Origin of the sequence: Stenotrophomonas sp. SMYL86, from assembly GCF_036320025.1 — a bacterium.
Lineage (GTDB): Bacteria > Pseudomonadota > Gammaproteobacteria > Xanthomonadales > Xanthomonadaceae > Stenotrophomonas > Stenotrophomonas maltophilia_A.
This window is the reverse complement of record NZ_JAWIRU010000002.1, coordinates 72,510-97,762: the sequence shown is the minus strand read 5'-3', so window position 1 is coordinate 97,762 and position 25,253 is coordinate 72,510. Positions and strand designations below refer to the sequence as shown.

Genomic DNA, 25,253 nt, shown 5'->3' with positions numbered 1-25,253 from the left:
GCGGCCGCCCCCCCGGCCCCCCCCCCCCCCCCCCCCGCCCGCCCCCCCCCCCCCCCCCCCCCCCCCCCCCCCCCCCCCCCCCCCCCCCGCCCGTGCCCCGTCATTTTTCTGTGCGTGCCAGCCACGCGATGAAAGAATAAGAAAGCGAAGCCCGCGCTGCGCGCGCGAGTCGAGCGTCGCTCGACTCTACAAAGGCTACGTGCGGGTATGGGTCTACGCTGCGGCTGTCTGGTCCGCCTTGTAGCTAGCCGAGCACCGCAGGTCCGGCGAGGGTGAAGAGGCGCGGGTGTCTGAGCGCAGCGAGTTCCGCGCCGCCCCTCGGCGGACCGAGGAGCGCAGCGCCGGCTCGCGGATGGCGGCGTGTTTCTTTGGTTACTTTCTTTGCACGAGCAAAGAAAGTGACAAGCCCACTCATCGCAGGGAAGCGACGGCGCCGACCAAGCACCCGGCGCCGCCGAACCGCCGTCAGCGCAGCCGGTCCAGCGCCTCGACCAGCTCATCGGCCAGCGGCGCGTTCAGCACGTACGGGCTCTTGCCATCGTCCAGCGCGAACTCCAGCGAGGCCGCGTGCAGGAACAGACGCTTCAGCCCGATCTGCTCACGAAGCCGCTTGTTGACCGCAGGATCGCCGTATTTGTCGTCTCCAGCCACCGGATGCCCCAGATGCTGGGCATGCACGCGGATCTGGTGGGTGCGGCCGGTCTCGATGCGCACTTCGCAGTACGAATGGCCGCCGCGACGCTCCAGCACACGGAAGTGGCTGATCGATTCCTTGCCGATCGCGTTCACCTGCACATGACGCTCGCCGCCCTGGCGCAGGCCCACGTGCAGCGGCGCATCGACCGTCATCACGCCGTCGGGCATGCGTCCGGCCAGCAGGGTCAAGTAGCGCTTGCGGATGCCGGCGCCGTGATCTTCACGCAGCAGCGCCTGCAGTTCGCTCAGCGCGGAGCGCTTCTTGGCCACGATCAGCAGGCCCGAGGTGTCTCGATCCAACCGGTGGACCAGCTCGAGCGTCTGGCCCGGGCGCAGGGCACGCAGCGTCTCGATGGCACCGAAACTGATGCCGCTGCCGCCGTGGCTGGCCACGCCGGTCGGCTTGTTCAGGGCCAGCAGGCGGGCATCCTCGAAGACGATGGCCTGCTCCAGGCGGCGCATGAACGCCTCCGGCGGACCGGCCTTGTCTCCCTCTTCGGTGAGACGGACCGGCGGCACGCGCACCTCATCACCCGCCTCGAGCTTGCGTTCGGCCTTGGCGCGGCCACCATTCACCCGTACCTGGCCGCTGCGCACCAGCTTGTAGACCAGGCTGCGCGGGGCACCCTTCAGCTGGCCGAGCAGGAAGTTGTCCAGGCGCTGGCCGGCACGGTCGGCGGGAACGGTGATCATGCGCACGGAAGGCTTGTCGCCAGCGGGTTTGGTGGGGTCTTGGGCAGTCATCAGGCTGTTTATTCTGTTACACTCGGGGGGCGAGATAAGGGATTGATTTCGTTGGAAGTTACTCAGGGCCAGAAGCCCAGCTTCCGACGAATCCGGCACAGTGCGCGACCACCGCCCGCGGGGCGGCCATGTTAGCGGCTCACCGGCCTTCCCGGCCATCGCCGGATGCCTGACACGCAACCGTGCTGAACATGTCCCGCGTGGCGCTCCAGCCTGGCTGACAGCTGCCTGCGGCCTGTAACACCCCAAAACCCATAAGAGTGAAGCGCTCCCGCGGCCTGCCGTGGTGTCGTAGCGCTGGAAACCCAAGCCGCCCTCCCCGCGCTTGCGCGAATGGGCGGCGAACCGTGTCCAGAGGCGAAACCCCATGGCGTTCCGCGCGGTAGCCGCTTGCGAGGAACGCAACAATGAAGCGAATGCTGATCAACGCCACGCAGGCTGAAGAGCTGCGTGTTGCCATCGTGGATGGCCAGTCGTTGTATGACATCGACATCGAGCAGCCGTCGAAGGAACAGAAGAAGTCCAACATCTACAAGGGCCGGATCTTCCGCATCGAGCCCTCGCTGGAAGCGGCCTTCGTTGAATACGGTGGCGGCCGCCATGGCTTCCTGCCGCTGAAGGAAATCTCCCGCGATTACTTCCAGGCCGGTGTCGACCACAACAAGGCCGGCATCCGCGAACTGCTGAAGGAAGGCCAGGAGATCGTTGTCCAGGTCGACAAGGAAGAGCGTGGCAACAAGGGCGCCGCCCTGACCACGTTCATCTCGCTGGCCGGCCGCTACATGGTGCTGATGCCGAACTCGCCCAGCGCCGGCGGTGTCTCCCGTCGCATCGAGGGCGAAGACCGGGCCGCCCTGAAGGACGCTCTGGACAAGCTGAACATCCCCGACGACATGGGCGTGATCATCCGTACCGCCGGCGTCGGCCGCGATGCGGAAGAGCTGCAGTGGGATCTGGATTACCTGCTCAACGTCTGGCGCGCCATCGCCGAAGCCGCATTGAGCAAGCCGGCCCCGTTCCTGATCTACCAGGAATCGCGCCTGATCGTGCGCGCCCTGCGTGACTACCTGCGCGCCGACATCGGCGAGATCCTGGTGGACACCGAGGAGATGTACGAGCACGCCCGCGAGTTCATGCAGCAGGTGATGCCGCAGACCCTGCGCAAGCTCAAGCATTACAAGGACGACATCCCGCTGTTCAACCGCTTCCAGATCGAATCGCAGATCGAAGGCGCCTACGAGCGCAACGTGCGCCTGCCGTCGGGCGGCTCGATCGTGGTCGACCAGACCGAAGCGCTGACCGCCGTCGACGTGAACTCCTCGCGCGCCACCAAGGGCAGCGACATCGAGGACACCGCCTTCCAGACCAACCTGGAAGCGGCCGAGGAAGTGGCCCGCCAGCTGCGCCTGCGTGACCTGGGCGGCCTGGTGGTGATCGACTTCATCGACATGGCCTCCAACAAGCACCAGCGCGAAGTCGAGAACCGCCTCGCCAACGCGCTGAAGTACGACCGCGCGCGCGTCCAGGTCGGCCGCATCTCGCGCTTCGGCCTGCTGGAAATGAGCCGCCAGCGCCTGCGCCCGAGCCTGGGCGAGTCCAGCCAGATCGTCTGCCCGCGTTGTGACGGCCACGGCCGCATGCGCAGCGTCGAGTCGCTGTCGCTGTCGATCATCCGCGTGGCTGAAGAGCATGCGATGAAGGAGAACACCGGGCAGGTGCTGGTGCAGGCCCCGGTGGAGATCGCCAATTACCTGCTGAACGAGAAGCGCAGTGCCCTGCGCGAGATCGAACAGCGCCACGAGGCGCCGATCGTGATCGTCGCCGACGAGCAGCTGCACACCCCGCACTACACCGTCACCCGCCTGCGTGAGAACGAGCTGGGTGAAGAGAGCAACAAGCCCAGCTACCAGCGCGGCACCCCGCGCAAGCTGCCGGTGCACGCGCTGACCAAGGGTCAGCTGAACATCCCGCCGCCGGCGGTGACCCAGGTCAAGCACACCTCCCCCGCCCCGGTGCGCGAGGAAGTGGAGCCGGCCGCAGCGGCACCGGCCCCGGTCGTGGCAGCGCCGGTTGCAGCGGCCCCGAGCGGCGGCGTGATCGGTTGGCTCAAGCGCGTGTTCGGTGGCGAACCGGCGCCGGCACCGGCACCGGCGGCTCCGGTCGCCCGCCAGCAGCAGGACGGCGGTCGCAAGGACCGCAACAAGGATCGCAACAAGGACCGCAAGGACCGTCGCGACGACAACCGTGGCAACGGCGGCAACGGCAACGCGCAGCAGCAGAAGGACGGCGGCAACCGAAAGGAGCGCGGTGAGCAGCGCAGCAAGGACGGCCGCAACGGTAACAACGGCAATGCCCAGCAGCAGCCGCAGCAGGGCAAGCAGAAGGAGCCGCAGCAGAAGGATGGCCAGCAGCAGCCGCAGCAGCAGAACAAGCCGCGCAACGAGCAGCAGGGCCAGAACCCGCAGCAGCCGAAGCTGAAGCAGCCGAAGCAGCCGCGCCCGCAGCAGGACGGTGACAAGCCGGCCGAGAAGCCGCAGCGCAACGCCGCCGAAGCACCGGCCGAAGCCGTGACCGCGGCTGCAGCCGTGGCCGCCACGGCGGTCGCCGCCAATACGGTGACCGCGCAGGAAGCGACCGCGCCGGTTGCTCCGGTGGCCGCCGCTCCGGCGGAAGCCGCAGCACCGGTCGACACGACTGCCAACACCGCCAGCGAGGCCGAGGTGGTTGCGGTTGCCGGTGAAGAGGCTGCAACCGACGCCAATGGCGAGCAGACCGGCGAAGGCGCGACCCGCCGTCGTCGCGGCCGTCGCGGTGGCCGTCGCCGTCGTCGCGGTGGCGCCGAGAATGCCGCCGGCAGCGACGCCCTGGGCGATGACCAGGACGATGGTGACGACGGTGACGACGCCGACGGCGCCGAGCCGAGCGTCGACAGCACTGCCGGCACTGCGCCGGTCGCTGCTGCGCAGCCGGCCCGTTCGCAGCCGGAGTTCGACTTCGATGACGAAGTCGAACCGGCCGCTGCCGACGCCGCAAAGCCGGTCCGTGCTGCCGCCGCTGTTGCCGCCGCACCGGTTGCCGTGGTGAGCAGCGCTGTGGTCGAAGCCGCCGCCCCGGTCGTGGCTGAAGTGCAGGCCCCGGTCGAAGCTGCTGCGAAGGCTGAAGCGGTGTCCTCGCCGGTGCAGACCAGCATGCTCGATGCCATCGACGCCGCGACCCCGGCCCAGCCGGTAGCCGCTGCCGCGCCGGTGATCGAAGCAAAGCCGGTCGCGGTTGAAGCCGCCCCGGTGGTTGAAGCCGCTCCGGTGATCGAAGCGAAGCCGGCGGCGGTCGAGGCTGCGCCGGTGGTTGAAGCCAAGCCGGTGGCCGTTGAGGCCGCGCCGGTGGTTGAAGCCAAGCCGGTGGCCGTTGAGGCCACGCCGGTGGTTGAAGCCAAGCCGGTCGTCGAGCCCGTCGTGGCCGCCGAACAGCCGGTCGCTCCGGTGGCGGTGGAAGCCGCGCCGATCGAGGCCGCTGCCCCGGTCGCCGAAGCGGTGGTGACGCCGTCGATCGACCCGGTCGCCGATGGCCATGCCGACGCTGCGGCCCAGGCCGCAGAAGCCAAGACCGATGAAGAAGACGAAGAGGCCGCCAAGCGCACGCCGCCGGCGAACTGATCGCTCCTTGATCGCGTGAAAACGAAACGGCGGGGATCAATGATCCCCGCCGTTTTTGTGTGTGCGTTTGGCGCTGGCTTCGCTTTGGTAGAAGCCAACCTTGGTTGGCGCCGTTGATTGAGCGGACGCGGACACGTCCGTGCCAACCAAGGTTGGCACCCACCAGGGCACACCCCGCGCACGGTCACAGCTTTGGTAGAGGCCAACCTTGGTTGGCGCCGTTGATTCAGTGCACGCGGACACGTTCGTGCCAACCAAGGTTGGCACCTACCGGAGCCTGCTCCGTCAGGGCTTCGGTGCGAACTGCAACCGGGTCCACACGCCGTAGTGGTCCGAGGCCCAGCGTCCGCTGTCATCGGGCTGGTCGAACAGCAGCTTCGCCTCGCGCGCGACCATCTCGTCCTGCTGGAAGAAGATGTGGTCGATCCGCGACGGCGCCTGGTAATAGTGGCGGTTGAGCGTACTGACCCCGGACAGGTCGGTGTTGACGTGCACGCTGCCGTAGCTGTCGCCGTAGTGGCTGCGCAGCTCGCTCAGGTCGCCGGCATCCACCAGCGCATTGAAGTCGCCCGCGATCACCACCGGCGCACCGGCCGACGTCGTTGTGATGAAGCGCAGCAGGTCCTCGACCTGGGTGCGACGGATGCGCTGCCCACTCTCATCGCTGCGCTCGTTCAGATGCGTGGCGTAGACGTTCACCGGCGTGCCGTCGACGTCGATGCGCAGGTGAGCCACGGTGCGGTAGTCGTCCAACGGCAGCAGCAGATGATCACCACGGGCGAGGATCGGCCGCCGGGTCAGCAGTGCATTGCCGTAGCGCTTGGGTACCCCGACCGGATCGGTGGACACGAACACGTACTTGTAGCCGAGTTGGCTGGCCAGCCATTGCGCCTGGTTTCGCACGTTGCGGCGCTGGATCACCTCCTGCAGGGCAACCGCATCCGGCTGCAGGCGCTTGAGCTCGGCCAGGATGGTGCGGCGCCGGCTCGGCCAGTCTTCGCGGTCATGATGCAGGTTGAAGGTGACCATGCTCATACCCGCTGCGCTGGCAACGTCGGGCGCCACGTTCGCGGCAGCCGGCTCGGCCGCCATCACCGCGCCCGGCACTGCCAATGCAATTGCCAGCCCCAGGGCACGCACCGACGTGCGCACCCTTGCCCCCTGTTGCTTCATCGTTACTGCCCCTTGCGCTCGGCGCGGCGCACTGCGCTCGGTATGTCGATCTCAACCCGCGCCGGCAGCTGGTGCACGTGCAGTTCCTTGTTGACCCACTCGGCTGCTTCGCCGTTGATACTCGCCTCGCCCGGATCACCGGCGTATGGCCACGGCAACACCACGCCTCCCACCGGTGGCACCAGGCCCGGCTGCACCTCCAGCACCAGCTGCTTGTCGCTGCGCTGCAGGCGGTAGTTGAGCTGGCCCTGCGGCGTGCGCAGGCCTTGCACGGCGATGCCCTCGCCCTGCAGCCACGCGGTCGGTACGCCGGCGGCCAGCACCAGTGACTCGTCCATGTCGCGGTTGTAGGCGAACATGTCCAAGGCCGAGCGCACGAAGTCCGAGGCCACCCAGGCATGCGGCAGGTCACCGACGAAGAACGGCCTGCGCGGCGTGCGCGAAACCACTTCGGCCCACTGGTTCCAGGCCTGCGGTGCGCGGTCCTTGAAGAAGAACTCGGTGGCCTGCCACGCGCGATCGCGCCAGCCCAGGCGCACGAACGCGGCCACGTTGCGCCACTCGTACGGGGTGTAGTCCTTCCACTCGCGCTTGCCGTCGCGACGGGCAACGAACTCGTTCCAGTAGCGTTCGAAGGTCGCCTCCAGCGCTTGCTGCGGCAACCTGCCCTGTTCGCCGCCCGGGGCCAGTGCGATGGTCGTCGACGTCGCGTCGAAGTCACCCAGCTCGGCCGAGCCCGGCAGGTAGTCGATGTTGTGCTGCTGCATCGCGGACAGCAGCGAGGCCTGCAGATCATCCCGGAACTGGTCGCGCGACTCGGCGATCTGCATCGCCTCGACCTTGCCCAGCTGGGTCGCCAGCAGGGCCGCGTCCTTGTAGCCGCGCAGTGCCCAGAAGTTGTCCCAGTACGAGTGCATCGGCTTGGCCGAATAGCCTTCGTGGCTGATCGAGGCCGGCATCATGCCGTAGAAGGCCGGGTTGCGTGCGCGGTTCTCCTCGGTGCGCTCGCTGGCGCGCAGCTGCTCCATGTAGCCGTAGGCGCCCTGTACATGCGGCCACATCAGCTCGGTGAAAGTGCTGTCGCCGGTGTAGCGCCCGTACTCGGCGATGCTGTAGATCAACTCGCCATGGCTGTCGTTCTCCGGCACCGGGTCGCTGCCGCGGGCATCGACGCAGCACGGCACCTTGCCGTTCTCGAACTGATACGGCGCATACCAGTTGATGTAGTCGCGCACCGCATCACTGCGGCCCATGCGCAGCAGGCCCTCGGAAATCATCGCGCCATCGCGGATCCAGCTGCGCGCATACGAACGCGTGCCCGGCTGCAGGCGTGGGCCGACGCGCGAGATCAGCATGTGCGCGACCGCGGTGCGCAGGGTATCCACCAGCGCCTGGCCCGCAGCCGGCACCTGCAGCGAGACCACGCCCAGCTTCTTGCGCCACTGCTCGGCCACCTGCGCCTGCGCCTTGGCCACGTCCAGCGCCTGCGGTGCCCAGCCACCGGTCTGTGGCAGCACCACCGCCACTTCACGGCTCTGGCCGGGCTCCAGCTTGATCGTGTACATCAGCGCACCCGACGCCATGCCGGTGCTGTCCTTCACCGCTGTGGGCGCCGGGTACGTGCCGCTTTCCAGATGCATCGCATCAAGCTTGCCGTCGAACGTACTGGCAAAGCGCGCGTCCGGCACCTGCAGCGGGTAGATGCGCGGCTCACCGTTGACCCGCACCAGCTGCTCACCCACGTCCAGTGCATCGATGCGGCTGAAACCACCGACGGTGTTGAGGAACTGGGTGGGCGGGTTGACCTGCCACGGGCGGATCGCCAGCGCCAGGGTGTACTCGTGCGCGACCTTGTCCGGATTGCTCAGGCGGTAGCGGCCGATCAGCTGCGCGCGCTCCGGCGTACCCTGCACGAAGCTGGTCACTGCCAGGCCGACCTTCTCATGCACCCAGTCGACGCTGGCGATCGGCAGGTAGTGATCCTGCAGCGACTGGGTGATGGCCACCTTCGACCAGTCCAGCAGCTTGCCATCGAGGCGGATGAACGGCTCGATGCTGAAGCTGCCCTTGGCCGGCTCCAGTGCGCCATCCTCACTGATCAATGCCTGTTCCTGGCCACCATCAAGGCCGAGCAGGGTCCAGTACGGCTGCTCGCCCACATAGGCACGAGGCAGCGAGCCCCGTGGCAGGTCGGCGGCGACCGAGGACAGGAATGCGTTCGGGGTGGAAGCAAAGGCCAGCGGCTTGAGCGCGATGTCGCGGATGCCGTAGCGCCAGTTCGGGCCGTCCTGCAGATCGAAGCGCACGTAGCGCGCATCGGTGTCCGGCAGCGCCAGCCAGTCGCGGCCACCGGCACCACTGGTGACTTCGCGCACGGTGCGCCAGTCGCGGCCATCCTCGGAGGTGCGCACGGTGTAGCGGCGGGCTTCCAGGTTCGGCAGCCAGTCGATCACCGCACCACCGATCTCGCGGCTCTTGTGCAGGTCCAGGCTGATGGTCTGTTGCTTGACGCCACCGCTGATCCAGAACGTATCGCTCTTGCCGTCAATCATGCGGTCCTGCAGCGCGGTGGCGGTATCAGCGATAACCGACGGCACCAGCGCCGAGTCATCCTGGGCTGGCAGGCCCTGCAGGGTCAGCTTGTCGAAGCACACTGTGCCGCGGCCGCCGACCTTGCTGTAGATCGTGAACTCGACCGCAGCGCTGCGTGCCATCTCTTTCTCGGGCGACGGCCCCCACGCCTTGTCGATCTGGCGACGGCGATATTCGACCGGCGTCCACGCCTTGGGGAAACTGTAGCCGGGACGATTGACCCACCAGACGTTGTCGCCGCTGGCATCGATCAGCTTGAACTGCAGGTCGTTGCCCGGTGAATCACCGCGCAGCTGGAAACCGAAACGGTAATTGACCGGGTAGTCGATGTTCAGCGCGCGGCGGATGCCGACGTAACCGGAGACATCGTGGAAGTCATAGTCCAGGCACAGCGCGCGGCCACCACCGGCGCCGCTGACCGGCCGCAGCGATCCGCTGACCTGGTCGGACAGCACCAGCTTCCAGGCTGCGATGTCGTCGAAGTCGTCCAGCACCTTCGGTGCCGGCAGCGCCGGTGGTGCGGCGATCGCCAGGGAGGTCCACAACAGGCCCAGTCCAACGGCGATCGCTCGCTTCATCCTTTGACGCTCCCCAGCAACAGACCTTGGATGTAGTACCGCTGCAGCACCAGGAACAGCGCCAGCACCGGAACCACGGTGACCACCGCGCCGGCCATCATCATTTCCACGTCCATGATGTGCTCGCGCGAGAGGGTGGCCAGCGCCACCGGCAAAGTGTAGTGCTCCTGGTCGGTCAACACGATCAACGGCCACATGAAATCGTTCCATGCGCCCATGAAGGTGAAGATCGCCAGGGTCACCAGCACCGGCTTGAGCATCGGCAGCACGATCTGGAAGAAGATCCGCAGCTCCCCTGCCCCGTCGATGCGGGCCGCTTCCAGCAGTTCGTCCGGAATGGAACGCGCGTACTGGCGCACCAGGAAGATGCCGAACACGCTGGCCAGCGCCGGCACGATCACGCCGCCGAAACTGTTGACCAGACCGAGCTGCTTCATCAGCAGGAACAGCGGCAGCATCGCCACCTGGGCCGGAATCACCAGCGCCGCCATCAGCACCTGGAACAGGCGCTCGCGGCCGACGAAGTTCAGCTTGGCGAAGGCATAGCCGGCCATGGTGTTGAGCAGCAGCGAACCCAGGGTGATGCCGACCGACACCAGCAGGCTGTTGGCGAAGTTGCCGCCCATGCCGGTGCGCGCGAACAACTCATGGTAGTTGCGCGTGGTGATGCTGGACGGCAACAGCGGCGGCGGGAAATGGGTCGCCTCGCCCTGCGGCATGAACGAAACCGAGAGCATCCACAGCAGCGGTGCCAGGCTGACCAGGGCCAGCACCAGCAACGTACCATTGATCAACCACGGGTACCAGCGCGACTGGCCGATTTCACGACTCATACCAACTGCCTCTTGCGGCCGAAACGCAGCATCACGGTGGTCACCGCCAGGATGATCAGGAACAGCAGGAACGCCACCGCGGAGGCGCGTCCCAGGTTCCACCACTTGAAGCCTTCCTCGAACATGAAATACAGCACGCTGACGGTGCTCTGCAGTGGGTCGCCGCGGGTCATCACATACGGTTCGGCGAACAGCTGGAAGTAGCCGGACACGGTGATCACGCCGACCACCAGCAGCACCGGGCCGAGCATCGGCAGGGTGATGTGCAGGAACTGCTTCCAGCGCGAGGCACCGTCGATGCGGGCGGCCTCGTACAGGTCATGCGGGATGGCCTGCAGGCCGGCCAGGAAGATCACCATGTTGTAGCCGAAGTTCTTCCACACTGCGAACAGCATGATGGTCGGCATCGCCCAGTTGGGATCACCCAGCCAGTCGATCGGGCTGATGCCCAGGTGGCCCAGGCCGTAGTTCACCAGGCCGTAGCTGGTATGGAACAGGTAGCGCCAGATCACCGCCACTGCCACCAGTGTGGTCACCACCGGCGCGAACAGCGCGGTGCGGAACAGCGCCTTGAAACGCGCGGCAGGTGCATTCAGCAGCATCGCTGCGCCCAGCGACACACCGATCGACAAGGGCACGCCGATCAACACGAAGTAGGTGGTGTTCCACAGCGACTTCCAGAACATCGGCGTCTGCAGCAGATCGATGTAGTTGCCGAGGCCGACGAAGCGCAGGTTGCTGCTGTCGGCCAAGGCATACAGGTCGAAATCGGTCACGCTCAGCGCCAGCGCCGAGGCGACCGGCAGGCCGAAGAACATGCCCAGCACGATCAGCGAGGGACCGGCGAAAACCCAGCCGGCAAGCGAGGTACGTTTCATTGCGCGCTCCCGGCGGCCACGGCACTGCTCGATTGCGGCGACGGCACGCGCTGCTGCAGGCGTTGTTGTTCATGCATCCAGCGGCGCTTGGCCAGCACCTTGTCCACGCGCTGGTCCAGTTCTTCCACGGCCTTGTCCTGCGGCAGCCCGCCGCGCACCACCTTCTCGGTGACGATGCGCATTTCCTGCACGATGCGCTCCCACTCAAGCACCTTCGGCGTCGGCTTGACCCGCTCCAGCTGGTCACGGAACGCAGCGGCCAGCGGATCGTTGGCCAGCGACGGCGCGTTCCAGGTACTGCGGCGCGGCGGCAGGTCGCCGATGATCGAATGGAAGCGCGCCTGGATTTCGGGTCGCGACAGGAACTCGATCAGCTTCCACGACGCCTCCTTCTGCTGCGACTTGCGGAAGATCACCAGGCTGGTACCACCGGCAATACCGGCGCCCGGGCCGTCCGGACCCGGCAGCGCGGCCGTACCCCACTGCCCTTCCAGTTCCTTCGGCTGCAGCTTCTTGAACTCGCGGATGTTCCACGGGCCGGAAATGTAGAACACGTTGAAGCCACGGAAGAACTCATCCCAGACGTTGGAAATCTGCGTCTCGGACATCTTCGGCGCCCAGCCCTGCTCGAACATGTTGGCGTAGAAGGCCAGCGTGCGACGGAAGCCCGGGCTGGCGAAATTGCCGCGGGTGTCGTCGTCGCGCAGCAACGGATCAGGCTGCTGCAGTGCCAGCGAAAGCTGCTGCTCGAACTCGTTGATCGGCATCAGCACCGCATAGCGGTTCGGGCCCTGCATGCGCTTGATCGCCGCCATCTGCTCGTCCCACTCCTGCCAGGTGCGCGGCGGGTGGTCGTAGCCGGCCTTGGCCAGCAGGTCCTTGCGGTAGTAGATCAGGCGGGTATCGACATACCACGGCACGCCTACCAGTTCGCCGTGGATCACATTGGTATCCCAGATGCCCTGGAAATAGTCCTTCGGGTCGACCACGGTGGAGCGCTGCACGAACGGCTGCAGCGGCGTCAGCGCGTCCAGTTCGGCGAACTCCGGCACCCAGGTGTTGCCCAGCTGGCACACGTCCGGCAGGCCGTCCGCGGCGAACGCGGTCAGCAGCTTCTCGTGCGCGGCGGTCCACGGAATGTTCTGCACATCCACCTTGATGCCCGGATTCTCGGCCTCGAATTCATGGATCAGCTCGCTGACCACCTCCGCCTCGCGTCCCATCGCCCAGAAGCGCACGGTGGTGGTGCCCGGTTCGGTACGGGCGCAGCCGGCCACGGCCAACACGGCCAGGGCAGGCAGCGCCCAGCGGCGCAGGCGGTCGATCCAGTTCGGCATCGGGTTACTTGCCCTGGCCTGTATTGCGGTTGGCATTGTTCTTCTGTTCCTGCGCGGCAGCCGCGCGTGATTCGGCGATACCCACCGCGCGTGCCGCCGCGGCCTTTTCGTCTTTCTGCAGTTCCAGCGGCTGGAACGAACCTTCCGGTGCCAGCCAGCCACCGCTGAACCCGGCCCGTTCCAGGCCCTTGCGGATGTACGGGTTCTTCTTCATCACTTCCCAGACGAAGTCATCGCGGTAGTTGGCGATCATGGTCAGGATCGGGCCCTGGTCGATGGCGATGTAATCGCTGGCGACCCAGCCGCGATCCGGCACCAGGCGGCCGGTCTTGATCGGGATGTCGTAGTTGAAGCTGGGGTTGAACGAATCCAGGAAACCGTAGCTGGAATAGATGTAGTCGCCGTAGCGCTTGTGCATTTCCAGCGTAGCCGGGATCACCTGCTCGGGCGCGAACACCACCGAGGCGATCGCGGCGGTGGGGGCAATGGTGCCGTCATCGAAGTTCTCGCGCAGGCCGGCGCCGCGCGAGGAGTAGTGGCGGAACTGGCGCTGCTCGCCGCGGTACTCCTGGGTGGTGTTCTGCGGGCCGTCGCTGGCGGTCAGGCCCCATACGTTCTCGCCATAGTCCTTCCACTGCATCGGGTTGGCGATGGCGTACTCGCGCTGGGCCAGGGCAGCCGAGCGGCTGTTGAGGAAGTAGGTGCTGCCGCGCTCGCGCATGTACGCGTCCTGGATGTCGCGGAAGTCGATCCAGACATGGCTGTACTGGTGGCCGAACAGCGGGCCGAACGACAGGTATTCCTGGCCCTGGTAGACGCCCCAGTCGTTGTCGTAGGTGCGCGTCCACACCGTCCACGCATCCGGGCTGACCGGGTGCGTCGGCGAACCCAGGGCAAGGATGTAGACCATCATCGCCTCGTTGTAGCCCATCCAGTCGTGGTCGATGAAGCCGCTCTCCGGGAACCAGCCCATCGAGATCAGCGGCGCACGCTGCTGCAGCCACGGCCAGTCGACCTTCTTGTACAACGTGTCGGCGATCTGGCGGATCTCCTTCTCGCGCGGATCGTCACCGTCGTAGTACGACTGCGCGAACAGCACGCCCATCATCAGCAGCGCGGTATCCACCGAGGACAGTTCAACCCAGCTGTCGTAGCGACGCCCTTCCTGCATGTCCAGGAAGTGGTAGTAGAAACCCTTGTAGCCGGCCTTGCCGGTGCGCTGCGGGCCCATCGGCACGTCGCGGAAGAACTTCAGCGTGGTCAGGGTGCGGTCGATCGCCTGGTTGCGGCTGACCCAGCCGTTCTCGATGCCGATCGGATAGGCGGTCAGCGCGAAGCCGACCGAGGCGATGCTGGCGAACGGCCGCGACGGATAGCGGTCCGGGGTCAGGCCGTTGATCTCGTTGGTGGTATCCCAGAAGAACTGGAAGGTACGGCGCTCGATGTCATCGAACAACGGCGGCAGCACCGGCTTCATCGGCCGCGGCGGTGCGTCGGCCTCGATCAGGATCACCGGCGGCCGCGGCTTGGCAGGTTCCTGCTGGGCCGGCTGGCAGGCGGCCACGGCCAGGCTCAACGCTGCGGCGGACAACAGATGGCGTGCCTGCATGGCGCGATTTCTCCGGTGGTCTGATCGATGGGAAAGCATACCGTCCAATGATCTGAAATCGTTTACAAGATGCGTTCTGAAAAAACCACGAAAAACGTGGTTTGACACCGCGATCATTGCCCATGCCGCTGCCGCCTGGCCGGCAGCGGCATGGGCAATGGACCGGCACGGGGCCGGCCATTGCCTTTTTTCTTCCTGCCGATGCCGCCGGCGGAGCGGCGGCATCGGGGTATTGCTTCAGGCGGATCCGCTTAGAAGCGGAAGCCCACTTCGGCCTTCACCTGACGCGGGGTACCGATCACATCGCCGGTCTCGTTGTAGCTCACCAGCAGCTTGCCATCGCTCTTCACGTAGTTCAGGTTCGAGAAGTTGTCGAAGTTGAGCACGTTGATGATGTCGATACGCGCATACAGCTCGGTATCGCCGGCCAGCTTGAAGGTCTTGGTCGCCTGCAGGTCCAGCGAGCGGTAGCCGAAGATCTTGCCACCGAGCAGGAAGCGGCCATTGCCACCCGGAGTACCCGCGGCCGGAGTCGGCAGGCAGTTGGCAGTGCCAGCCTGCGCGATGCAGGACCAGTCATTGCCCGGGGTAGGCGTGGCCAGGGTCAGCTTGCCACCAAAGGTGATGCCCCAGAAGCCGTCATACGAGCCGGTGACCACCAGGCGATGGCGCGGCGCGCCGTTGGACTTGATGGTCGGGTACTCACCGATGGTGCCGCGATCGAACGAGTAATGCTCGTTGATGTTTCGGTTGTGACGCGCGTTGGTCCAGGTATAGGCGATCGAGGTGCCCCAACCGCTTTCCTTGCTGTACGGCTTCTGCGCCGACAGCAGCACCTGGGTGGAACGGGTCTTGATGCCCTGCTGGCCGATGATCAGGCTGCCGAAGCCCGGAATGTTGCAGTTCCACGGTTGGCCGTAGGTCGGCTCCTTGGCACCACACAGCATCTGGTTATCGAAGAAGTTGCCGTTGTTGAAGCGGTTGCCCAGGGTGAATGCAAAGCCATCATAGGTCAGCGTGCGAGAAATCGTCGCGTCGGTCAGCCACTCACCGAACTGGTTGCTCATGCCCAGGCTGAACTGGTCGGCGTACGGCACCTTCATGTTGTTGTTCAGCAGATCGACTTCCATGCCTTCATTGCTGGTGGAACCCAGCAGTGCCTGCACGTTCTCGATGCCGTTCATCAGGTTCGGGTTCCAGTCAAAGCACGGAGTCTGGCCGTACATGCAGTTGCCGGTGGCCGGGTTGCGGAAGTAAACGGTCGGCTGCGGCAGTGCCAGCTTGGTGGTTTCCAGTGCCAGGTTGTCGAACAGGTCGCGGTCATAGGAACGGCCGGCGCCACCATGGAACACGTGCCGTTCGTCGGCATTGACGTCATACGAGAAGCCCAGGCGCGGCTGCCAGGCGTTCTTGAAGTTCTTGCGGTTGTGGCCGGTGCTGATGTAGTCGTTGACGTTCAGCCCGCTGAGCGCCAGCGTCTGCGCATAGGTCTGGGACACGCCCGCCGGCGCGTTCGGATCCTGCGAGAACAGGGCCTTCACGACCTCCGGCGGGGTCACGAAATCGGTGTAGACCGGGTTCTTTTCGTAGTCCCAGCGCAGGCCGATATTCAGCTGCAGGTGGTCATTGACCTGCCAGTCGTCCTGGATGAACAAGCCGATCTGCTTGACCTTGGCGCGCACTTCGGACTGCACGCCGGTGACGCCGGTGCTGGCCTTGGTGAACTGCGCCTTATACGGCGTGCTCGAGGGGAACGCCGGGTTGTCGATGGTGTAGGAGAACTGAGGGTTGATCTGCGCCGCGTCGGAAGCGTACAGGTCGATCTGCTTGTACTTGGCGCCCATCTTGATGGTGTGGTCACCCGCCCACTGCAGGCCGTCCAGGGTCAGGTTGTCCTCGATCGCCCAGCCCTTCTGGCCCTTCACCTGCGAGGCGAAGGCATCAGCCGCGCCAACCTGGACGAGTGTCTTCTCCTGCGGGCGGTTGGCGTCCGAGTCGCCGAAATCCGGTGCGGTGTAGATGATGCCGTTGCCCATGGTCAACGGCAGCGGATTGTTGAAGGCCTCCTCGTGGGTCACCATCAACTCGTTGTAGAAACGCTCACCGCTGTGGTTCCAGCGCAGCGCATAACGGCGGTCGGTGTTGTCCACGACCTTGCCGTGTACCTTCGCGGTCTGGCCACTGAACTGCTGCTGGGTTTCGTCGCGGTCCTGGAAGGTCAGTTCGATGCGATCGTTGTCAGTCGGCTCGAAGTCGATCTTGGCGAAGATCAGGTCCTGCTGGAACGGCTGGCTGGCCGGGCCGAGACCTGCGAGACCATCGGCGGGCAGATTGGCGGCCGACGGAGTGACGGCACCGTCCGGCGCGATGGTCACCGGCAGATCGAAGCGCTTGGCTTCATAGGTGACGAAGAAATGGGCCTTGTCCTTGATGATCGGGCCACCCAGCGCGAAGCCGTATTCCTTCTCGGCCGAGTCTTCCTTGCTCTTGCCCGGCTGGCGTTCGGCCGGGGTCATCGCACGCATGCTTTCGTTGGTATAACGGTAGAAGGTCTCACCCTTGAACTCGTTGGTACCCGACTTGGTTGCAGCGGTGATCGCGGCGCTGGACACCTGGCCGTACTCGGCCTTGTAGTTGCCGGTGATTACCTTGTACTCACCGATGGCCAGCTGCGGGAACGGGTTGCCCGCACTGCCGGACTGGCCGGAGATGCCGCCACCCTTCACGTAGCTCTTCTGGCCCACACCATCGATATAGACGTTGGTGCCGTCGGAGTTGGTGGCACCGCCACGCAGCGAGGTGTTGCCCTTGGCATCGCGGGTGAAGATCATGCCCGGCACCGCGTCGGCGAACTCCAGGAAGTTGCGCGAGACCTGCGGCGTGGTCTGGATCTGCTGCAGGCTGACGGTCTTGCCGACTTCGGACGTGCGCACTTCCTGCAGCAGGGTCGGTGCGACAACGTTGACGGTGTCCAGGTTGGTGGCCGCGGTCGAACCCGGGGTGCTGCTGGCGGCACCGGCGAAGTTCAGGGTAGCAGTCGAGGCCACAGTGACGGTGACCTTCTGCGACTGGCCGTTGGCGACCACGTCATAGGTGCCCGGGTCCAGGCCCATCAGCGAGTAGCTGCCATCGGCACGGACGGTGCCGCGACGGACGGTGCCGGTGGCCAGGTTGGTGGCGGTCACTTCGGCGCCGGCCTGGGCGCCGGAAACCTGGCCGCGCAGGCTGGCATTGGCCGACTGCGCCATGACGTTCGGAGCGGCGGCCAGCATCAGGCAGCTGACCAGTGCGGTGCTCAGCAGCCGGCGCGCCGGCGTGCGGAAGGTGGTATGCATCATCAACTCAATCTCCGGGTGGCGGTAACCGCTCGCGCGGTCCCTGCGATCAATCAAAAAAGAAGGAACGCCTCTGGCTTCAATGGCCCGATGGCGGAGTGGTGGAATCGCGAACTATCAAGCGGGGAACCAGGGTCTGCTTGTCCCCTGTCCCGTCCGTGGAGGTGCCGTCCATCAACTGCAGCAGGCGCGTCATGGCCCGGTCGCCGAGCTCGGCGATGCTGACCTGCATGGTGGTCAGCGACGGGTGGACGAAACGCGCCAGTGGAATGTCATCGAAACCCGCCAGGGCGACATCGGTCGGAACACGGACACCGGCCTGCGTGAATGCATACAGGCATCCCAGGGCCATCATGTCGTTGGCGGCGAACACGGCATCAGGCAGCGCTCCGGCTGCCAGCAACTCCTGACCGGCGCGATGGCCGGAAGCTTCGTCGAAATCACCGGGCAGCTCGATGCCCTCGGCGCCACCGCCAAAAGCCGCCAGCGCGTCACGGAAGCCGCGCAGGCGCTCGCGCGCGTCGAAGTTGAGATCCGGGCCAGAAATGAAAGCGATGCGACGGTGGCCGGCGTCAAGCAGATGGCGGGTCATCGCCATCGCACCGGCATGGTCGTCGATGCTCAGCACCGGGTGGTCCTGCCCGGGCAGATAGGTGTTGATCAACACCGTCGGCAACGACTGCGGCAGGTTGTCGGTCAGGAAACCGGGGCTCTCGGCATAGGGCGAGAGCACCAGCAGGCCGTCGACGCGGCCGCGCATGGCGCGCAGGGCCGCGCCCTGCTGCTCCTGGTCACCGTGGTAGCTGGACACCAGCAGGTGCTGGCGACGGCTACGGGCGACATTGTCGATGCCACGCATCAGTTCGGAGAAGAATTCGCCGTACAGGTCAGGCAGTACCACGCCCACCGTATTGGTGCGGCGGCTGCTCAGGCTGCGGGCGGCGGCGTGCGGGGTGTAACGCAGCCGTGCGGCCACCTCCAGCACAAGCTGGCGGACCGGTTCGGCGACATTTTCATGCCCGTTGAGCGCGCGGGAAACCGTGGCCACGGAGACCCGGGCTTCGCGAGCGACGTCTTTGATTGTGATAGCTGCCTTGTTCACGAAGCCGCCCTCCACGGCTTGGACCTACCAGCATTGGCGCGGAATGTAAGCGTTTCCATCTGGGCTTGTAAACAGTCCGTTAGGCGAATGTCCCGAAATGGACATGGAAATCTGTCTGCAGCGAGCCCCCGCAGGGACCCGCCAGGACAGCGTGGGACAAGGGCTCAGCCCTGTTCTGACGGGGTCTGCGCGCGGATGGACAACGCGTGGATATCGGTCTCCATCATCGTCCCCAGCGCGGCGTACACCGCGCGATGCCGGGCCAGCGGGCCCAGGCCGGCGAAGCGTTCACTGACCACATGTACGTTGAAATGGCCGCGGCCATCGCGCGCACCGGCATGGCCGGCGTGGCGATGGCTGTCGTCCTCGATCTCGAGCACGCTCGGCGCCAGCGCATGCTGCAGCGCATCACGCATTCGCGAGATCCGTTCCGCGTTCACGGCAACACCTTCCGGAACGGTCGCACCTGCACGCGGGTGTAGACGCCGGCGGCCACGTACGGGTCGGCGTCGGCCCAGGCCTGGGCCTGCAGCAGCGACTCGAACTGCGCGATCACCACCGAGCCGCTGAAACCGGCCGGGCCGGGGTCTTCACTGTCCACCGCCGGGCAGGGGCCGGCCAGCAGCAGGCGTCCCTCGTCGCGCAGCGCGTGCAACCGCGCCAGGTGTTCCGGCCGCGCCTGCAGCCGCTGCGCCAGCACATCCTGGCCGTCATACCCTTCGATCACATACCACACCGGCATTTCCTCGCTTGCGTTGTCGGGTCCGCAGATTCTAGCCAATGCGGCCCCTGCCCCGGCCCGGCTGGACACTGGCGCAACAAAGGCTTACCCTAGACTCCATTGCACGTGGCTGGATGCAGCAGCCCGTCGGTTTTTGCGGCCAACGCAGCCCCCGACGACCGTCCCGCTGCTTCAAACCGGACCACCTGGCCGGGCCACGTAGACGACCTCCCCGTAGTTCCGTCGCTGCCGTTTCCTGCGGCGCGTCCTGCTGTTTGATATGTGTGGAATCGCGCCGATCCCGGCGTGTCTGGTGCCCTGGGGCTCCGTGGCGTTGGCCCGGCAAACCCGGTGCCGCGACTGGTCCGTTGCAATCCTGATGTCCATTAGATGACTTCCGAACTCGCGCTCGACGCGAACCCGCCAACCCGGCCGCCCGCCCCCCAGCAGCAGGAAATGCCGCTGGCCGTGGTGCATGGGCAACCGGTCCTGCAGATTCCGCAGGACCTGTACATTCCGCCGGACGCGCTGGAAGTCATCCTGGATGCCTTCGAAGGCCCACTGGACCTGCTGCTGTACCTGATCCGCCGCCAGAACCTGGATGTCCTGGACATTCCCGTCGCCGAGATCACCCGGCAGTACGTGGAATACATCACCGTGATGCGCGAGCTGCGCTTCGAGCTGGCCGCCGAGTACCTGGTGATGGCCGCGATCCTGGCCGAGGTGAAGTCGCGCATGCTGCTGCCGCGCCCGGTCAGCGAGGAAGGCGATGAGGCCGACCCGCGCGCCGAGCTGGTGCGCCGGCTGCAGGAGTACGAACGCTTCAAGCAGGCCGCCGAGGACATCGACGCCCTGCCCCGCCAGGACCGCGACACCAGCCTGGCCCATGCCTTCATGCCCGAACGCGCTACGGTGAAACTGCCGCCGCCGGTGGATCTGAAGGAGATGCTGCTGGCGCTGCACGACGTGCTCAAGCGCGCCGAGCTGTTCAGCGGCCACGCCATCAAGCGTGAGGCACTGAGCGTGCGGCAACGCATGGGCGAAGTGCTGGGACGCCTGGAAGATGGCAAGTTCTATCGTTTTGAAGGCTTGTTCACGGCCGAAGAAGGCAAGCTGGGCGTGCTGGTCACGTTCCTGGCGGTGCTGGAACTGGCCAAGGAACAGCTGCTGGACATCGTCCAGGAAGAACCGCTGGCGCCGATCTACGTGAAATCGCTGGCCGCCGGCAACACCAACGCCCCGCTGCAGTTCAGCAGCGAGTTCGACGACAACGACGCCGCCAATGCGGACGAGTGAGCGCTGACTGCCGATGGATCAATCGCTGATCGACCGCATTGTCGAGGGTGCCCTGTTGGCCTCCAGCCAGCCGCTCACCCTGGCCCAGCTGAAGGACCTGTTCCCGGAAGAGGAACCGGCACCGCCGGGCAGCATCGAACGCGCACTGGAACGGCTGCGCGAAGCCTGCGAAGGCCGCGGCGTGGAACTGGTCGAGGTCGCCTCCGGCTTCCGCTACCAGGTCACCGGCGAAGTGCATGGCTGGATCAGCCGGCTGTGGACCGAACGCAAGACCCGTTACACCCGCGCCACCCTGGAAACCCTGGCGCTGATCGCCTACCGGCAGCCGATCACCCGCGGCGAGATCGAGCAGGTGCGCGGCGTGGCGGTCAGCAGCAACATCATCCAGGCGCTGGAAGAACGCGAGTGGATCCGCGTGGTCGGCCACCGCGACGTACCCGGCAAGCCGGCGCTGTTCGGCACCACCAAGGGCTTCCTGGATTATTTCGGCCTGAAGCGATTGGATGAGCTGCCGCCACTGTCGGAACTGAAGGACCTGGGCGAGCTGGAACCCCAGCTGTCCCTGGACCGCGATGCACCGGCGGCGGCAAGCGCCGATGGCCCTGACCTCTCGGCCGGCGCCGAAGGCGCTGCCGCAAACGATGATGCCGGCCAGGCCGGCAGTGACACCCCTGATTCCGTCGATGCAGCCCCTGCGTCGGCCTCCGATGAGCAAGCACCTTCGCCCTTCGATGATGGGCACCCCGATTCCGCGCCGGGCGAGCGCGCGGTGCCAGTGAACGAACGCGAAGACAACGCCGTCGCGATGACGACCGTGGCTGTTGACCAAGCCGATTCCGAACCAGAGGCCGACCTCGAAACCGTCGGCCGGAGCAAAACTGATGAGTGACACCCCTCGCAAGCTGTCGTTGAACAAGCTCTCGCTCAAGCGCGAAGCCACCTCCGAACAGTTCAAGTTGGAAGAACGCCTGCACAAGGTGCTGGCACAGGCCGGCCTTGGCTCGCGCCGCGCGCTGGAACAGCGCATTGCCGAAGGCCTGGTCAAGGTCAACGGTGAAGTCGCGCAGACCGGCATGTCGGTCAAGAGCGGCGACAAGATCGAACTGGATGGCCGTGGCTTCGTCGCCACCGCCCTGGCCGAGCCGTCGCGCGTGCTGGTCTACAACAAGCCGGAAGGCGAAGTGACCACCCGCGATGATCCGGAAGGCCGCCCGACCGTGTTCGAATCGCTGCCGCCGCTGAAGGGCGCGCGCTGGATCGCGATCGGCCGCCTCGACATCAACACCACCGGCCTGCTGCTGGCCACCACCGACGGTGAACTGGCCAACGCCATGATGCACCCGTCGTTCGAGGTCGAGCGCGAATACGTGGTGCGCGTGCGCGCGCCGGAAGGCGAGGAAAAGGTCTCCGACGCCATCGTCGACCGCCTCACCCGTGGCGTCGCGCTGGAAGACGGTCCGGCCAAGTTCGACGAGATCGAACGCATCGGCGGCACCGATTCGCACGACTGGTTCCGCGTCGTGGTGAAGGAAGGCCGCAACCGCGAAGTGCGTCGCCTGTGGGAGTCGCAGGGCTGCCAGGTCAGCCGCCTGAAGCGCACCCGCTACGGCAAGGTGAGCCTGCCGCGCGAACTGGCCCGTGGCCATTCAGTGGAACTGGGCACCGCGCAGGTGGAAGCCCTGCGTGCGCAGCTGAAGCTGGAAGAAGGCGCACCGTCGGCACTGACCCTGCAGCCGGTGATCGGCCAGCGCCGTGCCGCCAAGACCACCGTGCGCGTGCGCGAAGGTGGCCGCGGCAACGCCTACGTCAACGGTCACAACACCGCTGACGAAGGCCGCGAGCTGCGTCGCTTCGACAACGTCCGCGAAGACCGCGGCCGTGGTCGCGGCGGCAAGGGCGGCGGCTTCAAGGGCGGCCTGACGGTCAGCGGCGAAGCGGCGGCCAAGCAGTCGCAGAAGCCGTTCAAGCAGCGTGCCCAGAAGAACGATCGTTCGCTGCCGGAAGGCAACCCGGCCGCGTTCCGCACCTGGTACGTGCCGGATGGCGTGAGCACCGGCCCGAGCGGCCATCGCAATGCCGGTCCGGGCGCACGTGGCCCGGGTGCCCGTGGTCCGGGCGCAGGCGGCCAGGGCCGTCCGTACGGCAAGCCGAAGGGTCCGGGTGCTGGCGCCGGTGGCGGCCAGGGCCGTGGCGGCTTCGGCGGTGAAGGCCGTGGCGGCGCAGGCGGCCAAGGTCGTCCGGCCGGCGCGGGCAACCGCTCGCAGGGCCAGGGCAACAAGCACCCGTACGGCCATCCGGGCAATGCCCCGAGCTTCCCGTCCGACCACGCCACCCCGGGCTTCAACCCGTATGGCAGCCCGAAGCCGGCGCAGGGCGCCCGTCCGGGCGGTCGCGGTCCGGGCGGTGGCAACAACCGTGGCCCGGGCGGTAACCGTGGTCCCGGTGGTCCGGGTGGCAACCGAGGCCCGGGCGGCCCCGGTGGCAACCGCGGTCCGGGCGGCCCGCGCCGCAGCGGCCCGCGCGGCGGCTGATCAGCGATCCGACTGAAATGAAAAACCCCAGCTCCGGCCGGGGTTTTTCTTTAAAAAGGGGACGGAGGGGATTAAGTCGTTTTTGCCACGGCGTGTGTCGAAGGGGCGAAAGCGACTTAATCCCCTCCGTCCCCTTTTGCGTGGCGCTGGAACGCGGCGGGTGTGGTGCCGGTCATGCTGCGGAAGAAGGCGATGAACGGGCTCTCGGCGGAGAAGCCGGTGTCCTGCGCCACATGCGCGACGCGATGGCCGAGCAGCAGCAGCTCCATGGCCCGCATCAGGCGCCATTGCTGGCGCCAGGCCTGGTAGCTCATGCCGGTATCACGCTGCATTAGCCGGCCAACGGTACGCACGCTCAGGTCCGCACGCGCGGCCAATTCGCCCAGTTCGGGCGGCAACTGTTCGGCCAGCGGCAGACAACGTGCGATCCGCGGATCACGCGGCAGAGGCAGGTCCATCGGCGCCACCGGTGCAGCGACGATTTCCAGCACGCACAACGCCAGTTGATGGTGTGCGCGCGGCGACTGCCAGTCATGGTCGAACGGTGCCTGCGCGATCGGCTCCAGCAAGGCCTGCAGCAGCGGACCTACGCCGATGATGGCCGGCTGGCGGGGCAGCTGGGCCGACAGGGTGGCGTCGAAGTACAACGAACGGTAGTCGACCGCCTGGCGCATCTGCGCGCGATGGCGCAGCCCACCCGGAATCCACGCTGCGCGCGCGGGCGGCAGCAGGCTGACGCGATCACCATAGGTCAGGCGCGTACAGCCCTGCCGGGTGTACAGCAGCTGCGCGCGCGCATGCTGGTGCCAACCCGAGTCGTGATCGGCCAATGAGGCCGCGATACCCAGCACCGGAGCGCCCCAGGCATCGGCGTCGAAGTGCGCATCAGGCTGCAACCAGGCCATGTCTGATTTCATGCATTCGATGACAGGATAGACAGAGTGCGCCATTGCGGACGCAATCACAATGCGCGGCCCTGTTCCTGGAGCGCCCGCATGTCGCGCCGCCTGTTGCTGCTCACCATTGCACTGCTGATGTTTCCGCAGTTGGCACAGACCCTGTACAGCCCGGCCCTGGCCGATCTGGCCGAACGCTTCGCCCTGCCGCCGAGTGCCGCCAGCCAGGCCATGAGCCTGTACCTGTTCGGCTTCGCTGCAGGCGTGCTGCTGTGGGGGCGCCTGGCCGATCGTATCGGTCGTCGCCCCGCCCTTCTCTGTGGCCTCGGCGTCTTCGCAGTGGCTGCACTGGGCGGGCTGATGGCTGGCAGCTTCGGCCAGGTGCTGCTGGCCCAGGCGTTGGCCGCAGTCGGCGCCGCCGCCGCTTCGGTGGTCACCCAGACCGTGCTGCGCGACCATCTGCAGGGGCCGGCATTGGCGCAGGCATTCTCCTGGATCGGCATGGCCCTCGCCCTGAGCCCGGCCATCGGTCTTGCACTGGGCACGCTGCTGGTCACCGCCAATGGCTATCTCGGCGTACAGTCCGGCCTGCTGCTGATAGCTGCCCTGCTGGCAGTCGCATGCCTGGCTGGCCTGCGCGAAAGCCGCCCTGCACATATCCCGCACACGCCCATGCTGCCGCTGCTGCGGGAACTGCTGCACGATCGCTGGATCTGGTCACACGCGTTGCTGGTGATGGCCTTCAACGTGGCGATGTACAGCTGGTATGCACTCGGCCCCTTCCTGTTTGCGCGCCTGCACTGGCCAGCCACCTGGTTCGGCGCCAGCGGCGCGGTGCTGGCATTGGGCTCGGCACTGGGCGCGTGGGGCAATGGCCGCCTGCTGCGTGCAGGCGTTGCCGCAACCACGCGCATCCGCATCGCCGCAGGCCTGGTTCTGACGGGAGGCCTGCTGGCCGCGCTGCTGCATGATCACCCTGCCCTGGTCGCGGCGATGGTGCCGGTAGTAACCGGCTTCGGCCTTGCCATTCCCAATGTGCTCGGCCAGGCCCTGCGCGGCTATCCACACTGTCTCGGCAGCGCAGGCGCGCTGTTCGGCCTGCTCTACTACCTGTTGATCGGCGCGGCAATGGCGTTGGTCGGTGCAGTGCAGCTGCTGGCACCGCCCCTCATCGTGTGTGGCCTGCTGGCCTTGTGGCTGCAGCGGGATCGGTCAGTCGACGGCGGAAGGCCTGGCTGCCGATCGTAACGATGAAAGACTCGCTCCTGCTGCCACGCGG

General features: G+C 66.4%; 17 protein-coding genes. 5 read left to right on the top strand and 12 right to left on the bottom strand.

Annotated elements, in window-relative coordinates:
• Positions 1-465 precede the first annotated feature (465 nt).
• A complete protein-coding gene (locus V3B64_RS03025) occupies positions 466-1,440 on the bottom strand; it encodes an RluA family pseudouridine synthase (protein ID WP_049401092.1) in 975 nt (324 codons plus the stop codon).
• A 407-nt stretch (positions 1,441-1,847) separates the two neighbouring features.
• Between V3B64_RS03025 and rne the strand changes: the two genes are divergently transcribed.
• The gene (gene rne, locus V3B64_RS03020; protein ID WP_329913594.1) at positions 1,848-5,093 is read left to right on the top strand and encodes a ribonuclease E; all 3,246 of its coding nucleotides are present in this window, start codon (positions 1,848-1,850) and stop codon (positions 5,091-5,093) included.
• Between the two features lie 285 nt (positions 5,094-5,378).
• On the opposite strand, the gene V3B64_RS03015 is transcribed toward rne, so the two are convergent.
• From V3B64_RS03015 to V3B64_RS02970, 10 genes are all read right to left on the bottom strand, one after another.
• A complete protein-coding gene (locus tag V3B64_RS03015; protein ID WP_329913593.1) occupies positions 5,379-6,266 on the bottom strand; it encodes an endonuclease/exonuclease/phosphatase family protein in 888 nt (295 codons plus the stop codon).
• A 2-nt stretch (positions 6,267-6,268) separates the two neighbouring features.
• Positions 6,269-9,436, bottom strand: a complete 3,168-nt coding sequence (locus tag V3B64_RS03010; RefSeq protein WP_329913592.1) for a discoidin domain-containing protein — start codon at positions 9,434-9,436, stop codon at positions 6,269-6,271.
• Positions 9,433-10,269: a carbohydrate ABC transporter permease gene (locus V3B64_RS03005; protein WP_329913591.1), complete on the bottom strand. Its 837-nt coding sequence runs from the start codon at positions 10,267-10,269 to the stop codon at positions 9,433-9,435. Before V3B64_RS03005 ends, V3B64_RS03010 begins: the two co-directional genes overlap by 4 nt.
• Positions 10,266-11,147, bottom strand: a complete 882-nt coding sequence (locus V3B64_RS03000) for a sugar ABC transporter permease (RefSeq protein WP_032129770.1) — start codon at positions 11,145-11,147, stop codon at positions 10,266-10,268. Before V3B64_RS03000 ends, V3B64_RS03005 begins: the two co-directional genes overlap by 4 nt.
• Positions 11,144-12,484 carry a sugar ABC transporter substrate-binding protein gene (locus tag V3B64_RS02995; RefSeq protein ID WP_329913590.1) on the bottom strand — a complete coding sequence of 447 codons (1,341 nt, stop codon included), beginning with the start codon at positions 12,482-12,484 and terminating at the stop codon, positions 11,144-11,146. Before V3B64_RS02995 ends, V3B64_RS03000 begins: the two co-directional genes overlap by 4 nt.
• Positions 12,485-12,488: 4 nt before the next feature.
• Positions 12,489-14,093 carry a glucoamylase family protein gene (locus V3B64_RS02990; protein WP_032129772.1) on the bottom strand — a complete coding sequence of 535 codons (1,605 nt, stop codon included), beginning with the start codon at positions 14,091-14,093 and terminating at the stop codon, positions 12,489-12,491.
• A 251-nt stretch (positions 14,094-14,344) separates the two neighbouring features.
• A complete protein-coding gene (locus tag V3B64_RS02985) occupies positions 14,345-17,431 on the bottom strand; it encodes a TonB-dependent receptor (protein WP_049401101.1) in 3,087 nt (1,028 codons plus the stop codon).
• Positions 17,432-17,507: 76 nt separating this feature from the next.
• On the bottom strand, positions 17,508-18,545 hold the full coding sequence (locus V3B64_RS02980) for a LacI family DNA-binding transcriptional regulator (RefSeq protein WP_032129774.1): 1,038 nt from the start codon (positions 18,543-18,545) through the stop codon (positions 17,508-17,510).
• A 149-nt stretch (positions 18,546-18,694) separates the two neighbouring features.
• Positions 18,695-18,946 (bottom strand): BolA family protein, encoded by a 252-nt coding sequence (locus V3B64_RS02975; RefSeq protein ID WP_032129775.1) that lies wholly within the window; start codon positions 18,944-18,946, stop codon positions 18,695-18,697.
• A 20-nt stretch (positions 18,947-18,966) separates the two neighbouring features.
• On the bottom strand, positions 18,967-19,266 hold the full coding sequence (locus V3B64_RS02970; protein WP_032129789.1) for a YciI family protein: 300 nt from the start codon (positions 19,264-19,266) through the stop codon (positions 18,967-18,969).
• Positions 19,267-19,641: 375 nt separating this feature from the next.
• On the opposite strand from V3B64_RS02970, the gene V3B64_RS02965 reads away from it, so the two are divergent.
• From V3B64_RS02965 to V3B64_RS02955, 3 genes are read left to right on the top strand one after another with little or no spacing between them, the layout of a single operon-like run.
• Positions 19,642-20,547, top strand: a complete 906-nt coding sequence (locus tag V3B64_RS02965; protein ID WP_006456456.1) for a ScpA family protein — start codon at positions 19,642-19,644, stop codon at positions 20,545-20,547.
• 13 nt (positions 20,548-20,560) lie between these two features.
• Positions 20,561-21,436: an SMC-Scp complex subunit ScpB gene (gene scpB, locus V3B64_RS02960; RefSeq protein WP_285301847.1), complete on the top strand. Its 876-nt coding sequence runs from the start codon at positions 20,561-20,563 to the stop codon at positions 21,434-21,436.
• Complete coding sequence (locus V3B64_RS02955) at positions 21,429-23,078, top strand: pseudouridine synthase (protein WP_049401107.1); 1,650 nt, start codon at positions 21,429-21,431, stop codon at positions 23,076-23,078. Before scpB ends, V3B64_RS02955 begins: the two co-directional genes overlap by 8 nt.
• Positions 23,079-23,194: 116 nt before the next feature.
• On the opposite strand, the gene V3B64_RS02950 is transcribed toward V3B64_RS02955, so the two are convergent.
• Positions 23,195-23,983, bottom strand: a complete 789-nt coding sequence (locus V3B64_RS02950; protein WP_049401109.1) for a helix-turn-helix transcriptional regulator — start codon at positions 23,981-23,983, stop codon at positions 23,195-23,197.
• 90 nt (positions 23,984-24,073) lie between these two features.
• On the opposite strand from V3B64_RS02950, the gene V3B64_RS02945 reads away from it, so the two are divergent.
• On the top strand, positions 24,074-25,222 hold the full coding sequence (locus tag V3B64_RS02945) for an MFS transporter (RefSeq protein WP_329913589.1): 1,149 nt from the start codon (positions 24,074-24,076) through the stop codon (positions 25,220-25,222).
• Positions 25,223-25,253 lie beyond the last annotated feature (31 nt).

Excerpts from the sequence above, each read along its gene's own strand:
- V3B64_RS03025 (WP_049401092.1), bottom strand. The coding sequence starts at position 1,440 with ATGACTGCCCAAGACCCCACCAAACCCGCTGGCGACAAGCCTTCCGTG.
- rne (WP_329913594.1), top strand. The coding sequence starts at position 1,848 with ATGAAGCGAATGCTGATCAACGCCACGCAGGCTGAAGAGCTGCGTGTT.
- V3B64_RS03015 (WP_329913593.1), bottom strand. The coding sequence starts at position 6,266 with ATGAAGCAACAGGGGGCAAGGGTGCGCACGTCGGTGCGTGCCCTGGGG.
- V3B64_RS03010 (WP_329913592.1), bottom strand. The coding sequence starts at position 9,436 with ATGAAGCGAGCGATCGCCGTTGGACTGGGCCTGTTGTGGACCTCCCTG.
- V3B64_RS03005 (WP_329913591.1), bottom strand. The coding sequence starts at position 10,269 with ATGAGTCGTGAAATCGGCCAGTCGCGCTGGTACCCGTGGTTGATCAAT.
- V3B64_RS03000 (WP_032129770.1), bottom strand. The coding sequence starts at position 11,147 with ATGAAACGTACCTCGCTTGCCGGCTGGGTTTTCGCCGGTCCCTCGCTG.
- V3B64_RS02995 (WP_329913590.1), bottom strand. The coding sequence starts at position 12,484 with ATGCCGAACTGGATCGACCGCCTGCGCCGCTGGGCGCTGCCTGCCCTG.
- V3B64_RS02990 (WP_032129772.1), bottom strand. The coding sequence starts at position 14,093 with ATGCAGGCACGCCATCTGTTGTCCGCCGCAGCGTTGAGCCTGGCCGTG.
- V3B64_RS02985 (WP_049401101.1), bottom strand. The coding sequence starts at position 17,431 with ATGATGCATACCACCTTCCGCACGCCGGCGCGCCGGCTGCTGAGCACC.
- V3B64_RS02975 (WP_032129775.1), bottom strand. The coding sequence starts at position 18,946 with ATGCGTGATGCGCTGCAGCATGCGCTGGCGCCGAGCGTGCTCGAGATC.
- V3B64_RS02965 (WP_006456456.1), top strand. The coding sequence starts at position 19,642 with ATGACTTCCGAACTCGCGCTCGACGCGAACCCGCCAACCCGGCCGCCC.
- scpB (WP_285301847.1), top strand. The coding sequence starts at position 20,561 with ATGGATCAATCGCTGATCGACCGCATTGTCGAGGGTGCCCTGTTGGCC.
- V3B64_RS02955 (WP_049401107.1), top strand. The coding sequence starts at position 21,429 with ATGAGTGACACCCCTCGCAAGCTGTCGTTGAACAAGCTCTCGCTCAAG.
- V3B64_RS02950 (WP_049401109.1), bottom strand. The coding sequence starts at position 23,983 with ATGGCCTGGTTGCAGCCTGATGCGCACTTCGACGCCGATGCCTGGGGC.
- V3B64_RS02945 (WP_329913589.1), top strand. The coding sequence starts at position 24,074 with ATGTCGCGCCGCCTGTTGCTGCTCACCATTGCACTGCTGATGTTTCCG.